Raw genomic sequence first — 13,456 nt, 5'->3', positions numbered from 1 at the left:
CCGGGGAGCTGACGCCCGTGCCGGAAGGCCACATCATCCACCGCCTCGCCGGCCAGAACCGCCAGGCCTTCGGCGGCCGCCCGGTGCAGGTCTCCAGCCCGCAGGGGCGCTTCGCCGACGAGGCCAAGTCGATCGACGGGCAGCTGCTCACGAGCGCGGAGGCCACCGGCAAGCACCTCTTCCTCGGCTTCGAGGAGGGCGCCTGGGTACACATCCACCTCGGCCTCTACGGCGGCTTCGGCTTCGGCAGCGGCCCCGCGCCCGAGCCCGTCGGCCTGGTCCGGCTGCGGCTGGCCAACGAGGACGGCTACGCCGACCTGCGCGGTCCCAACACCTGCGCGCTGGTCACCGACGCCGAGAAGGCCGCCGTCGCCGCCCGCCTCGGCCCCGACCCGCTGCGCGCCGACGCCGACCCGGAGGCCGCCTGGCGCCGGATATCCGGCAGCCGGACGACCGTAGCCGCGCTGCTGATGGACCAGAAGGTGCTGGCCGGGGTCGGCAACGTCTACCGCGCCGAGGTGCTGTTCCGCCACCACATCAACCCGCACCGGGCCGGCCGCGACCTCACCCGCCGCGAGTGGGACGCGATCTGGGCCGACCTGGTCGCCCTGATGCACGAGGGCGTCGCCGCCGGCCGGATCGACACCGTCCGACCCGAGCACACCCCCGAGGCGATGGGCCGCCCGCCCCGGGTGGACGACCACGGCGGCGAGGTGTACGTCTACCGCCGCGCCGCGATGCCCTGCCTGGTCTGCGGCACCGACGTGCGGACGGAGGAGCACGCGGCGCGCAACCTGTTCTGGTGCCCGACCTGCCAGGCGGCCTGAGACGGATTCAGCCCCGGGGGTGGCCCCACGCCGTAGGCTGGGGCCCGGGCCGGTCGGAGGGAGCGGACGGGTGGACGGCTACGAGGTGTCCAACAGCATGTCGGGCACGGTGCACGGGCACGTGATCCAGGGGCAGAACGTCACGGTCCACCTGCCGCCGAAGCACCGGAGCCCGCACCAGGTGCGTCCGCCGCGGGCGAGCTTCGTCAACCGTGAGCGCGAACTCGCGGCGCTCACGGCCGCGTTGGCCGAGTCCGACCGGGGCGGACCGGCGATCGTCGTGTTCACCGGCCTGGGCGGCGTCGGCAAGACCGAGCTGGTGGCGAAGTTCGCCACCGAGCAGGCGGCGCACTTCCCGGGCGGCGTGCTGTACGCCGACCTCAAGGCCTACCGGCACCGGTCCGCGGTGGACCTCGCCGGGGTGCTGGAGGGCTTCCTGCGCGCCCTCGGGGTCCGGCCTCCGGACGTGGAGGCGGAGCGGTTCGGGGAGTTCCGCACCATCACCGCGGATCAGCGCTGCCTGGTCTTCCTGGACAACGTCGAGCACGCCGCCGAGGTCCGCGCCCTGCTGCCGTCCAGCGGGCTGGTGGTGGCGGCCGGCCGGCGGCGGCTGGACGCGCTGCGGATGGACGGTGCCCAGGTGCTGCAGCTGGACCGGCTGAGCGCGGCGGCCGGCGCGGCACTCGTCCGGGGCTGGCTGAGCGCCGGGCGCGGCACCGACACGGAGGTCGCGGCGCTGGTGGAGCGGTGCCAGGGACTGCCGCTCGCGTTGAACGCCGTCGGGAGCCAGCTGCTGGGCCGGGGCCGCCTGTCCGTCGGCCAGGTGGTGGCGGAACTGTCCCACCAGGAAGGAAGGTTGGCCATCCTGAACAACGAGGAGGGGAACCTCCACGAGACCTACGACCCGGTGTACGAGCGGCTCTCGCCGCACGGCCGGTCGCTCTACCGGCTGATCGGCGTGCACCCGGGGCCCTTCGTGTCGGCCGAACTGGCCGAAGCGGCGGGCGTCGAGCGGGCGGAGGAGGCCCTGGACGAGCTGTGCGCCGCGCACCTGCTGGACGTGGTCGTCGACCAGGGGCCGGGCGAACGCTTCCAGGCCCATGACGTGGTGCGGACCCACGCCTACGCCTGCGCCCGGGAACTGCCGGGCCGGGGCGGGCTGTTGGCCCAGGTGGTGGCGTACTACCGGGGCAGGGCCTCGCTGGCGGACCGTGCGATGGGCCCGCGACTGCGCCTGCAGGAGCCGAGCGGCGAGGGCCTGCCCGGGTTCCCCTCCGGGGCGGCCGCGCTGGAGTGGCTCCACGCCGAACGGGCCGACCTGCGCGCGGTGGTGGAGGCGGCGGCCGAGCGGCAGTGGCACGACGAGGTGTGGCGGCTGTGCGAGTCGCTGTGGCCGCTGTACCACAGCCGCAAGCTGTACTCGGACTGGATCGCCACCCACGAGGTCGGGATCGAGTCGGCCCGGTGGGCCAACAATCCGGACGCGGTGGTCCGGATGCACAACCAGCTGGCTCGGGCCCACTACGAGCGGGAGGACTTCCCGCTGGCCGCCGAGCAGTTGGCGCTCGCCGAGGAGCAGGTGCCGCTGGTGGCCGACCGCCGGGTGGTGGGCGTGCTGTACGAGACGGACGGCCTGCTGTGCCTGGCCGACGGCCGTCCGGGGGACGCGGTCGAGAAGTTCACGCTGGCCCGGGAGGCCAACGAGGGCGACGCGCACGGCGAGATCGTGCAGAGCTACAACCTGGCGCAGGCGCTGATCGCCGACGGCCGCCCGGACGACGCGCTGGCCGTGCTGGCCGAGGCCACCGCCCGGGCCGCGGCCACCGAGGACCACGACATGCTGATGAAGCTGCCGCTGGTGCACGCCCGGGCCCACCGGGCCCTCGGGCAGCTCGCCCTCGCGGTCGAGCACGCCGGCACCTGCGTCGAGCGGGCCAGGGCCCGCAAGCAGTACGCCAAGGAGGCCCAGGCGCACACCCTGCTGGTCGCTCTCGCCGAGCAGCTGGACGACGCCGAGCTGGCCGAGCGCAGCCGGGCGCGGCTGCGGGAGCTGCGGGGCTAGGGAGCTGCGGGGCTGCGAGGCCAGGGGCTCCGCTAGGGCCCGGCGAGGAACGAGACCCGGGTGCGGTGCTCGCCGGTGCGGACGGTGAGTCCGTGGTCGGGCAGGCCCGCCGGGTCGCCGCCGTCGGCGAGCCAGCAGGCCACGGCGGAGCCGAGCAGGAGCGGGTCGAGGCTGGGGTCGGGGCAGCCGAAGTCCCGTTCGGCGCGGGCTTCGAGGAGCAGGCCGCTGTGCAGCCGGAGCAGGTGGCGGGCCGGGCCGAGGGCGGCCACCGCTACGGCGAGGCCGGGCAGTTCGAGGGAGGTGTCGGCGAGCCAGCGGACGGCGGGGCGTTCGGCGTGCGGCTCGGTCCGGGCGAGGACCTCGGCCGTGTAGCGCAGGGCGTCGCCGGGGTGGTCGTCGGTGAGGGCGTGGAAACCGCGCGGGGTGTGGTCGTCCGGGTGGAACGGGTAGCGCCGCAGGCTGACCTCGGTGCCCTCGCTCTTGCCCTCGACGTCGTACGCGGTGGGCCCGTCACCGGTCGGGCGGGGCGCGGGCTTGGGGTAGGGCGGCAGGACCGGTTCGTCGGCGGGTTCGTCCAGGCCGTCGAGGAAGGAGTAGAGCAGCGGGCGCAGCACCCGGGCGGATCGGCCGCGGTGGGCGAGCGAGCGGTCGGTGAGGTCGCTCAGGTCGGCCGGGTCCCGGGCGAGGGCGAGTTCGAGCTGGGCGGCGAGGTCGCCGTCGGGGTCGAGCGCGGGTGCGTGCTGGCCGAAGGCGTAGCTGGGGGAGCGCGGGTCGAGTTCGGCGGCGCCGGTGGCGACGAGCAGGGTGCGGCGTTCCAGGGCGGCGCCGTAGACGGAGACCGAGCCGTGGTCGCCGATCAGGCAGTCGGCGGCGACGAGCGCGGCCTGCCAGCCCCGGTGGGGCGGGATGAGGCGCAGGCCCATCCGGCGGGCGTCGTCGAGCAGGGCTTCGGGGTCGTGCCGGCTCCACACGTTGGGGTGGAGCACGACGGCGACGGTGTACTCGTCGGCGGGCAGGCGCCGGACCAGCCGTTGGGGCAGGTCGGGGTGGCGGCCGAATAACGAGTGCTCGCTCCAGGTGGAGTTGACGACGACGAGCCGGCGGCCGTCGACGGCGCCGAGCGCGGCCCGGTAGCCGTCGCGGGAGCGTTCGCTGCGCAGGATCCGGTCGAAGCACGGGTCGCCGACGACCTGGGCGACGTCCAGTGCCTCGGGGCAGGAGACCCGCAGCCGGTCCAGCTGCTCGGGGTGGGAGAGGCCGAGGACGTCGACGAACACCCGCCCGTGGTAGGTGAGTTCGTGGCGGGAGAGACCGGCGGCGCTGACCGTGTCGCCGGTGGACTCGGGGACCAGGCGGTTGTAGCCGGCGCCGTGCGGCAGCACGACCAGGTGGGCGTCCAGGCGGTGCATGGAGGCATGGACGGCGCAGGCGACGGCCAGGTCGAAGCGGCGCCGGACGGCGTCCTCCCAGTCCAGCACGGTGTAGCCGGGCAGGCCGTGGAGGAAGTCGTCCAGGGCGCGGTCGGCGAAGGCGGAGCCGGGGTTGACGGTGAAGTACCGCTCGATGCCGTCCGGGTTCAGCAGGGTGAGGACGTCCAGGACCCTGGTCGCCGAGGTGAGGGTGCGGGCGACCGCCAGCACGCGGGCCTTGACCGGGCGGGTGTTCCAGCGGTCGGCGGGCCAGACGTGGGGGTGGGACGGCACATCGTGATCGTACTCATCCGGCCGGGTCGTGGCGGCCGTTCAGGGGCAGACGGGCGGCCCCGAGTGTCGGTCAGCCCGTGGCCGCGGTCGGCTCCTCGTGGTCGGCGGCGGCGCACTCGTCGAGGAGGGGGCGCATGCCGTCGTCCACGAGCCGGTAGCGCACCACGCGTCCGTCCTTGTCGCCGGTGACCACGCCCGCGGTGCGGAGCAGTCGCAGCGCCTGGGAGACGGCGGGGTCGCGCATGCCGGTGGCCACGGCCAGGTCGCTGACGGCGAGCGGGCCGGCCCGGTGGAGGGCGAGCAGCAGGGCGAGCCGTCCGGGGTCGGCGACCAGGGAGAACCGCTCGGCCCAGGAGCGGACGTGCTCGGTGTCACCGATGGCGGCGATGGCTTCGCAGACCCGGTGGCCGTCGATGGTGCGGTGGCCCGCGCGGTCGGCCGGTACGAGATGCATGCGGACATTCTGGCAGCTCACGACCTGTGATCCTGGACACCTGCACAGGTGCGCAACCTTGCGAGGGTGGTGTTCTGCCCCTACGGTGTTCCCCGCCGTGGTGCTCGGGAAGACCGGTGACGGACCCTCAGCAGGTCCCAGTCCGGAGCGGCCCTCGCCACTGTGATCGGGGGAGAGTTGTCCGAACCCACGTGCCACTGGGCGCCTCGTGCGCCTGGGAAGGCGGGTCCGGAAGCCCCGTAAGCCAGGAGACCGGCCACGGCATCTCACGAAGTCATTCCACGAGGTGCTGGAGCGTGATCCGAAGATGACCCTGCCCGAAACCGCCACTCCCGTCGAGGCGGCCCCCTCCGTCCTGCCCGCCTTCCGGTGGAAGCGCGAGGACACCATCCGTACCGCCGGGCTGATGGGGGTGATCCTGGCCATGCACGTGGTGGCGTTCGGGACGCTCGTCTTCCTGGTCGCCCCGCGGAACTACGCCGTCGGCACCCAGGTCTTCGGGGTCGGCCTCGGCATCACCGCGTACACCCTGGGCATGCGGCACGCCTTCGACGCCGACCACATCGCGGTGATCGACAACACCACCCGCAAGCTGATGGCGGACGGCAAGCGGCCGGTCTCGGTGGGCTTCTGGTTCGCGCTCGGCCACTCCTCGATGGTGGTCCTGATGGCCGCCCTGGTGGCGGGCGGCGCCCAGCTGGCGAACACGCTGATGGACGACGACTCGGCCACCCACAAGTGGCTCGGGGTGGTCGGCACCACGGCCTCCGGCGCCTTCCTCTACCTGATCGGCGCGCTCAACCTGGCGGCGCTGCTCGGCATCCTCAAGGTGTTCCGCTCGATGCGGGCCGGGCGGTACGACGAGGCGGAGCTGGAGGAGCACCTCAACTCGCGCGGCTTCATGGCCCGGATCCTGAACCGGGCGACCCGCTCGATCACCCGGCCCGGGCAGATGTTCCCGGTCGGCATGGTGCTGGGCCTGGGCTTCGACACCGCGACCGAGGTCACCCTGATGGTGATGGCCGGTTCGGGCGCGGCGGCCGGGCTGCCCTGGTACGCGATCGTCTGCCTGCCGCTGCTGTTCGCGGCCGGGATGAGCCTGTTCGACACCCTGGACGGGACGTTCATGAACTTCGCGTACCAATGGGCGTTCTCCAACCCGGTGCGCAAGGTCTACTACAACCTGACCATCACCGGGCTGTCGATCGCGGTGGCCTTCATCATCGGCACCATCGAGCTGGTCGGCGTGCTGCACGAGAAGCTCGACCTGACCGACCCGGTGACCGGGTTCATCGCGGACATCTCGCTGGACAACGTCGGCTACGCGATCGCGGGCCTGTTCGTGGTGGTGTGGGCGATCGCCATCGCGTACTGGAAGCTGGCGGGCGTCGAGAAGCGCTGGACGCCCACCGGGCAGGGGTGACGACCGGCGGTCACGCCGCGGCGAGCAGCACCGTGCCCGCGCCGGCGAGCCCGCGACGGCGAGCCCGGCCCGTCCCGCCGCCGCGCTGAGTCGGGGGTGCTCGGCGGGCGGTTCGGGCCGGGGGTTCGTAGGCTCGACGCATGGCGGATGCGTACGTGGGTCGGCGGGAGCGGGTGAGGGAGTACTGCAGTGCGGCCGGGGCCGATGCGGCGCTGATCACCCGGGCGGCGAACGTGCGGTATCTGACGGGCTGCGCGCCCTGTGGGGCGACGCTGCTGCTGACCCGGGAGCGGGCGCTGCTGTCGCTGCCCGACGACCTGCCGCCCGACGATTCGGGGGAGCACCTGATCGACACGGAGGTCACCCAGGCGCCGGTGTCGGCCGGGGCGGACACCGCGCTGGCCGCGGCCGCCGCGGCCGGGCGGCTGGGGGTGCGGGACCTCGCGGTGGAGGAGCACGACCTGACCGTCACCCGGCACCGCGCGGTGGCGGACCTGGTGGAGGGGGCCCGGCTGGCGGACCTCGGCCAGGTGGTGGAGCGGCTGCGGGTGGTGAAGGACGAGCACGAGATCGCCGACCTGCGGATCGCCGCCGAGATCGCCGACCAGGCGCTCGGCGAGCTGCTGGAGTCGATCCTGGTCGGCCGCACCGAACGGCACCTGGCGATGGAGCTGGAGCGCCGGATGATCGACCACGGCGCCGACCGGGCGGCGTTCCCGGTCTCGGTCGGCACCGGCAACCACTCCGGCCGGCCCGCCCACCAGCCCACCGACCGCCGGGTGGAGGAGGGCGACTTCCTCACCGTGGTGATGGGCGCCCAGTACCGCGGCTACCGCGTCTCGACCGCCCGGACCTTCGTGATCGGCGCCGCTCCCGCGCCCTGGCAGGTCGAGCTGCACCGGCTGGTCTTCCGCGCCCAGCGGGCCGGTCGGGAGGCGCTCGGGCCGGGCGTCGAGCAGTGCGTACCCGACCGGGTCGCCCGGCAGGTCCTGGAGGCGGCCGGCCACACCGAGACCTCGCCGCACCCGGTGGGCCACGGCATCGGGCTGGAGATCCGGGAGGCGCCGCGCCTCGGTCCGTCGGACATGGGTAAACTGGACAGCCGCGTACCGGTCACCGTCGGTCCGGGGGTCCACCTCCCGGGCAAGGGCGGGGTCCGGATCGAGGACACGCTCGTCGTGCGCCCCCTCGAAGAGGGCGGGCCCGAGCTGCTCACCATCACCACCAAGGAGCTCCTCGCCCTGTGACGGCGGCCCCCGGGGCCGTCGGCGGCAGGACGCGAACCCTTGGTTCCTTGACAGCTATATCCAGGAGTAAGTGCGCCCGTGGCTTCCACGAACGATCTCAAGAACGGCATGGTCCTCAAGCTGGAGGGCGGCAAGCTCTGGTCCGTCGTCGAGTTCCAGCACGTCAAGCCCGGCAAGGGCCCGGCCTTCGTGCGTACGAAGCTCAAGGAGGTCCTGACGGGCAAGGTCGTCGACAAGACCTTCAACGCCGGCACCAAGGTCGAGACCGCCAACGTCGACAAGCGCGGCATGCAGTTCTCGTACAAGGACGGCGAGAACTTCGTGTTCATGGACATGGACACCTACGACCAGCTCACCATCGAGCCGGCCGTCGTCGGTGACGCCGCCAACTACCTGCTGGAGGGCTTCGAGGCCCTGGTCGCCACCAACGAGGGTGCGGTGCTCTACATCGAGCTCCCGACCTCCGTCGAGCTGACGATCGCCGAGACCGAGCCGGGCGTGCAGGGCGACCGCTCCACCGGTGGCACCAAGCCGGCGACCCTGGAGACCGGCGCCGAGATCCAGGTGCCGCTCTTCATCACCACCGGTGAGAAGGTCAAGGTCGACACCCGCGACGGCAGCTACCTCGGCCGGGTGAAGTAAGTCCGTGTCGGCCGCACGTAGCAAGGCCCGTACCCGGGCCTTCCAGATCCTCTTCGAGGCCGACCACCGCGGGGTCGACCCGCAGCAGGTCCTCGCCGACTGGGTGGCCCGCGCTCGCGAGCCGAAGCCCGACGAGGGCACCCCGCAGGTCGGCGAGTACACGATGGAGCTGATCGAGGGGTACGTCCAGCACGCCCGTCGCATCGACGACCTCATCGAGCAGTACGCGGTGGGCTGGACCCTCGACCGGATGCCGATCGTGGACCGCAACGTCCTGCGGCTCGGCGCGTACGAGCTGATCTGGGAGGACGGCGTCCCGGACGCGGTCGTCCTGGACGAGTCCGTCGAGATCGCCAAGGAGTTCTCCACGGACGACTCCCCGGCCTTCGTCAACGGCATGCTCGCCCGCTTCCTGGAGCTGAAGCCGAGCATCCGCCGGTAACGGTGACATCCCGCGGACGGCCGTCGGATCCGAGAATCTCGGATCCGACGGCCGTTTCGCGTTTCACGGGGCAGGCGTAGTGTGGGGCCCTACTCGCCAGTAACTTGAAGGGCAGGGCACCCCCATGACCACCGCGACCCGCAGCGAGTTCGACCAGGGCATCGCCCTGACCAGACACCCCGAGGAGGCCGGCCGCTACGAGGCCGAGCTCGGCGCCGGCTGGCAGATCGGCGGCGGGGTCAACGGCGGGCTGCTGCTCGCCGTGGCCGGACACGCGCTGTCGCTGGAGCACGGGCAGCACCCCCACCCGGTGTCGATCAGCGGTTACTACCTGTCCGCCTCCACCCCCGGCCCGGCCACCGTCCGCACCGAGGTGCTGCGCACCGGCCGCGGCCTGTCCACCGGCACCGCCTCGCTCAGCCAGGGCGGCGTCGAACGCCTGCGCGTGGTGGCCAGCCACGGCGACCTCGACACCGCCGACGGCGAGGTGCGCACCAGCGCCACCCCGCCGCAGCTGCCGCCGCCGGACCAGTGCATCGGCGTCGAGCACGCGCCCAAGCAGCTGGTCGAGCAGGCCGCCCTGCTGGAGCGCTTCGACCTGCGGCTCGACCCGGCCACCGTCGGCTGGGCGCTCGGGCAGCCCTCCGGGCAGGGCCGGATCCAGGGCTGGTTCCGGCTCGCCGACGGCCGCGAGCCCGACCCGCTGCTGCTCCTGCTGGTCGCCGACGCGCTGCCGCCGGTCACCTTCGACCTCGGCCTGCCCGGCTGGGCCCCGACCATCGAGCTGACCGTCCACCTGCGGGCCAAGCCGGCCCCGGGCTGGCTGCGGGTCGTCCACGCCACCCGCAACCTGGCCGGCGGCTACTTCGAGGAGGACGCCGAGATCTGGGACGAGGCCGGCCGCCTGGTCGCGCAGTCCCGTCAGCTGGCCCGGGCGCCGCGCTCCGCCTGAGCCCGCCTCGCGGTGCTATTACCGGTGGTTACATTCCTGTGACACGCCGTACGTGTGTGGCGCGCGGAACTGGGGAGTAACACGGTCAGCGGCGAGCCCCGCCGCTGACCGTCACCGCCCGACGGCCGCCCGCCGACGCCAGGAGCCTCCGATGACCAGCCGCAAGGGCCGCGCCCGCCGCAACTCCGACTGCACCGCCGGCGGCCTGCGCCCCGCGCTGCGGGCGCCGCACCGGCCGCGGCGGGACGAGGGGGCCGAGCAGGCGTTCGTCATCGGGGTGCTCGCCACTGCCGCGGACTTCGCGCGGGCCCGCACCTGGGGGGTCAGCGACGCCCCCGACTACGAGCGCTACCTGGCCGACACCGCCGAGCTGCTGGCCGACGCGCTGGAGCGCTTCGAGACCGTCCGGGCCCGGATGTTCCACCCGCAGGACTTCGAGGAGTTCTGCCTGCTGCACGGCCTGGACCCGGCCGAGCCCGCCGCCCGCGACCGCTACCTCGTCAACCCGCCGCTGCAGACCCAGCTGCTGGCCTATCAGGGCGAGGAGCTGGCCGGGGACTTCGTGCCGCGGCTGGTCCGGGCCCGGGAGAACGGGCTGACGCTCTGCCACGCCGACCTGCTGCTGGAGGGCGGGCTGCTCGGGGGCGCGGGCCCGGCGGAGGCGGACGAGGAGCACGCGCGCTGGGTGCGCGCCGCCTACCAGCGCGGGGGCGAGGTGTTCCGCCGGATGCTGGTCGGCGCGGGCGCCGGGGTGTACGAGCTGCGGCTGCGGGTGGACGCGCCGGGCGGGCGGCTGACCGCGGCGGCCCGGGTGCTGCAGTGGGAGGACGGGGTGGTGCGGATCAACGACGAGGAGCTGGAGCTGATCTGCGCGGTGCTGTGCGCCGGGCTGGCGCTGGAGCTGCCGGGCGTCGCGGTGCTGCACGGCTCCCAGGGCTCGGCGGCGTCGTGCGGGGCCCGCGGCGGAGCCGCTGACGAGACCCGCGGCGGAGCCGCTGATGCATGCTTCCTGCCGACCGCCTGGGCCTGGTCGAGCAGCGGCCCGGACTGGGCGCCGGCCGCCCGTCCGGTGCGACTGGACGGGGTGGCGGCGCAGCCGGGCTACAGCCTGGGGACGGTCTGCTGAACCCGGCCGGCTGGGGACATGCCGCGGCGCGGCCCCGGATTCCGGGGACCGCGCCGTGACGTTTCTGCCTGCTACCGCTGGTCGGCGAGCCTCAGCTCGCGTCCTCCTCGCGCACCGCACGGCGCGCGTCGGGGTTGAGCACGCCCCAGGAGATCAGCTGCTCGGTCAGGATCGACGGCGACTGGTCGTAGATCACGGCCAGAGTGCGCAGGTCGTCCTGGCGGATCGAGAGGACCTTGCCGTTGTAGTCGCCGCGCTGGCTCTGGATGGTCGCCGCGTAGCGCTGCAGCGGGCCGGCCTTCTCGGACGGGACCTGGGTCAGTCTCTCCAGGTCGAGGACCAGGCGCGGCGGCGGCTCTGCCGCGCCGCCCGGGGTGCCGCCGGGCAGGAGCTCCTGCACCGGTACGCCGTAGAACTCGGCGAGCTCGGCCAGCCGCTGCACGGTGACCGCACGGTCGCCGCGCTCGTACGAGCCGACGACGACTGCCTTCCAGCGCCCCTGGGACTTCTCCTCGACACCGTGCAGGGAGAGCCCCTGCTGAGTGCGGATCGCTCGGAGCTTGCCTCCGAGCTGCTTCGCGTAGTCGCTGGACATTGATCTCCCCGGACGAGATTGCTTCGCGTTCAGTGGTGGGTCACGGGCGATTGCGCCGGCGTCGTTACCCGTGGGTTCGACGCCCGTCTCGTAACTCACTGTGAGGTTACGTAGAGTAAGGTAGTTGCGTCAAGCCGAATGGGGCAGTCGTGCGAATGGCCCGCATCGTCGGCGCGTCCGGTGCGTTAACCCGGCGAAGCGGAATGGTGGAGGTCCATTTGCCACTCCGGGGCGCTGGTAGGATGGCCCGAAGCCCACGCCCGGTCGGCGGGGGCAGATTCCCAGACATCCTTTAAGGCCCGTCCCGTGAGGCGGGGAAGGAGGTCCGCTTCGGCATGACCACACACCAGGAACCGACGCCGCGGCCGCCGCACCAGGTGCTGGACGGCACGGACATCGCCCGGGTCATCACCCGGATAGCGCACGAGATCGTCGAGCGCGCCAAGGGCGCGGAGGACGTCGTGCTGCTCGGCATCCACACCAGGGGCGTCCACCTCGCCCGCCGCCTGCACGGCCGGCTGGCCCAGATCACCGGGACCGAGATCCCGCTGGGCACCCTGGACATCACCATGTACCGGGACGACCTGCGGCTGAAGCCCGCCCGCGCCCTGGAGCACACCGAGATCCCGCCCGGCGGCATCGACGGCAAGCTCGTCATCCTCGTCGACGACGTGCTCTTCTCCGGCCGCACCATCCGCGCCGCGCTCGACGCGCTGAACGACATCGGCCGACCGCGCGCCGTGCAGCTCGCCGTCCTGGTCGACCGCGGCCACCGCGAGCTGCCGATCCGGGCCGACTACGTGGGCAAGAACCTCCCCACCTCGCTGCGCGAGGCCGTGCAGGTCCGCCTCGCCGACACCGACGGCCTGGACGCCGTCCTGGTCGGCGACCGCGACTACACCGCCCGCAGCTCGCAGGCCCTGGCCTCCCAGCCCACCGAACCGCACCTCCCGGAGTAACCCGCGTGAAGCGCCACCTCGTCTCCGCCGCCGATCTCAGCCGCGACGACGCGCTGCTGATCCTGGACACCGCCGAGGAGCTGGCCCAGCTCTCCGGCCGGGCCGTCAAGAAGCTGCCCACGCTGCGCGGCCGCACCGTCGTCAACCTGTTCTTCGAGGACTCCACCCGCACCAAGACCTCCTTCGAGGTCGCCGAGAAGCGGCTGTCCGCGGACGTCATCAACTTCTCCGCCAAGGGCTCGTCGGTCTCCAAGGGCGAGAGCCTCAAGGACACCGCGCTGACCCTGCAGGCGATGGGGGCCGACGCGGTCGTCATCCGCCACCACGCCTCGGGCGCGCCGGCCCGGCTGGCCCAGTCCGACTGGCTGCACGGCAGTGTGATCAACGCCGGTGACGGCACCCACGAGCACCCCACCCAGGCGCTGCTCGACGCCTTCACCATGCGCCGCCACCTCAACACCGGGCTGGGCAACGACCTGGCCGGCCGCCGGGTGACGATCGTCGGCGACGTCCTGCACAGCCGGGTCGCCCGCTCCAACGTGCACCTGCTGACCACCCTCGGCGCCCAGGTGACCTTCGTCGCCCCGCCGACCCTGCTGCCGATCGGGATCGAACCCAACTCCGATACCGGCGCAGCCGGGTGGCCCTGCGAGGTCAGCTACGACCTGGACAGCGTGCTGCCCAAGACCGACGCCCTGATGATGCTGCGGGTGCAGCGCGAGCGGATGAACGCCGCGTTCTTCCCGACCGAGCGCGAGTACAGCCGCCGCTACGGCATGAACGGCATCCGGATGGCCCAGCTGCCCGAGCACGCCATCGTGATGCACCCCGGCCCGATGGTCCGCGGCATGGAGATCACCGCCGAGGTCGCCGACTCGCCGCGCTGCACCGCGGTCGAACAGGTCGCCAACGGCGTCTCCGTCCGGATGGCCGTTCTTTACCTGCTGCTCGGCGGAGCCGTGTTCGCCGATGGCCCCGCCGACGCCGCCCCCCGCACCGACTCCGTGGAGAACGCCCAGTGAAC

General features: G+C 73.1%; 13 protein-coding genes and 1 riboswitch. Of the genes, 10 read left to right on the top strand and 3 right to left on the bottom strand.

The window, feature by feature from the left end:
* Nucleotides 1-17 precede the first annotated feature (17 nt).
* On the top strand, nucleotides 18-827 hold the full coding sequence (locus ACIG5E_RS13815) for an Fpg/Nei family DNA glycosylase (RefSeq protein ID WP_396533618.1): 810 nt from the start codon (nucleotides 18-20) through the stop codon (nucleotides 825-827).
* Between the two features lie 70 nt (nucleotides 828-897).
* On the top strand, nucleotides 898-2,889 hold the full coding sequence (locus tag ACIG5E_RS13810) for an AAA family ATPase (protein WP_396533617.1): 1,992 nt from the start codon (nucleotides 898-900) through the stop codon (nucleotides 2,887-2,889).
* Between the two features lie 32 nt (nucleotides 2,890-2,921).
* Here the strand turns inward: ACIG5E_RS13810 and ACIG5E_RS13805 are convergent, their stop codons facing one another.
* Entirely contained in the window at nucleotides 2,922-4,592 is a 1,671-nt protein-coding gene (locus ACIG5E_RS13805) for a hypothetical protein (RefSeq protein WP_396533616.1), read from the bottom strand.
* A gap of 70 nt (nucleotides 4,593-4,662) precedes the next feature.
* A complete protein-coding gene (locus tag ACIG5E_RS13800) occupies nucleotides 4,663-5,046 on the bottom strand; it encodes an ArsR/SmtB family transcription factor (protein ID WP_396533615.1) in 384 nt (127 codons plus the stop codon).
* Nucleotides 5,047-5,127: 81 nt separating this feature from the next.
* A riboswitch (cobalamin riboswitch) is annotated at nucleotides 5,128-5,322 on the top strand.
* A 31-nt stretch (nucleotides 5,323-5,353) separates the two neighbouring features.
* On the opposite strand from ACIG5E_RS13800, the gene ACIG5E_RS13795 reads away from it, so the two are divergent.
* The 6 genes from ACIG5E_RS13795 to ACIG5E_RS13770 all read left to right on the top strand — a co-directional run bounded on the left by ACIG5E_RS13795 (nucleotide 5,354) and on the right by ACIG5E_RS13770 (nucleotide 10,878).
* Nucleotides 5,354-6,469 carry a HoxN/HupN/NixA family nickel/cobalt transporter gene (locus ACIG5E_RS13795; RefSeq protein ID WP_396533614.1) on the top strand — a complete coding sequence of 372 codons (1,116 nt, stop codon included), beginning with the start codon at nucleotides 5,354-5,356 and terminating at the stop codon, nucleotides 6,467-6,469.
* Between the two features lie 140 nt (nucleotides 6,470-6,609).
* Nucleotides 6,610-7,716: a M24 family metallopeptidase gene (locus ACIG5E_RS13790; protein ID WP_396533613.1), complete on the top strand. Its 1,107-nt coding sequence runs from the start codon at nucleotides 6,610-6,612 to the stop codon at nucleotides 7,714-7,716.
* Between the two features lie 78 nt (nucleotides 7,717-7,794).
* Entirely contained in the window at nucleotides 7,795-8,358 is a 564-nt protein-coding gene (gene efp, locus ACIG5E_RS13785) for an elongation factor P (RefSeq protein ID WP_396533612.1), read from the top strand.
* A 4-nt stretch (nucleotides 8,359-8,362) separates the two neighbouring features.
* Entirely contained in the window at nucleotides 8,363-8,800 is a 438-nt protein-coding gene (gene nusB, locus ACIG5E_RS13780; protein WP_350508646.1) for a transcription antitermination factor NusB, read from the top strand.
* A 124-nt stretch (nucleotides 8,801-8,924) separates the two neighbouring features.
* On the top strand, nucleotides 8,925-9,752 hold the full coding sequence (locus ACIG5E_RS13775) for a thioesterase family protein (RefSeq protein ID WP_396533611.1): 828 nt from the start codon (nucleotides 8,925-8,927) through the stop codon (nucleotides 9,750-9,752).
* 151 nt (nucleotides 9,753-9,903) lie between these two features.
* Nucleotides 9,904-10,878 (top strand): hypothetical protein, encoded by a 975-nt coding sequence (locus ACIG5E_RS13770; protein WP_396533610.1) that lies wholly within the window; start codon nucleotides 9,904-9,906, stop codon nucleotides 10,876-10,878.
* Between the two features lie 91 nt (nucleotides 10,879-10,969).
* On the opposite strand, the gene ACIG5E_RS13765 is transcribed toward ACIG5E_RS13770, so the two are convergent.
* On the bottom strand, nucleotides 10,970-11,473 hold the full coding sequence (locus ACIG5E_RS13765; RefSeq protein ID WP_030056198.1) for a transcriptional regulator: 504 nt from the start codon (nucleotides 11,471-11,473) through the stop codon (nucleotides 10,970-10,972).
* A 335-nt stretch (nucleotides 11,474-11,808) separates the two neighbouring features.
* Here ACIG5E_RS13765 and pyrR point away from each other — a divergent pair, with 335 nt between their 5' ends.
* The gene (gene pyrR / locus ACIG5E_RS13760; protein ID WP_396533609.1) at nucleotides 11,809-12,432 is read left to right on the top strand and encodes a bifunctional pyr operon transcriptional regulator/uracil phosphoribosyltransferase PyrR; all 624 of its coding nucleotides are present in this window, start codon (nucleotides 11,809-11,811) and stop codon (nucleotides 12,430-12,432) included.
* Nucleotides 12,433-12,437: 5 nt separating this feature from the next.
* Complete coding sequence (locus tag ACIG5E_RS13755; RefSeq protein WP_396533608.1) at nucleotides 12,438-13,454, top strand: aspartate carbamoyltransferase catalytic subunit; 1,017 nt, start codon at nucleotides 12,438-12,440, stop codon at nucleotides 13,452-13,454.
* The last annotated feature ends 2 nt before the right edge of the window (nucleotides 13,455-13,456 follow it).

Origin of the sequence: Kitasatospora sp. NPDC053057, from assembly GCF_044546945.1 — a bacterium.
In the GTDB taxonomy this organism is placed as follows: Bacteria; Actinomycetota; Actinomycetes; order Streptomycetales; family Streptomycetaceae; genus Kitasatospora.
This window is presented reverse-complemented; position numbering and strand designations above follow the sequence as displayed.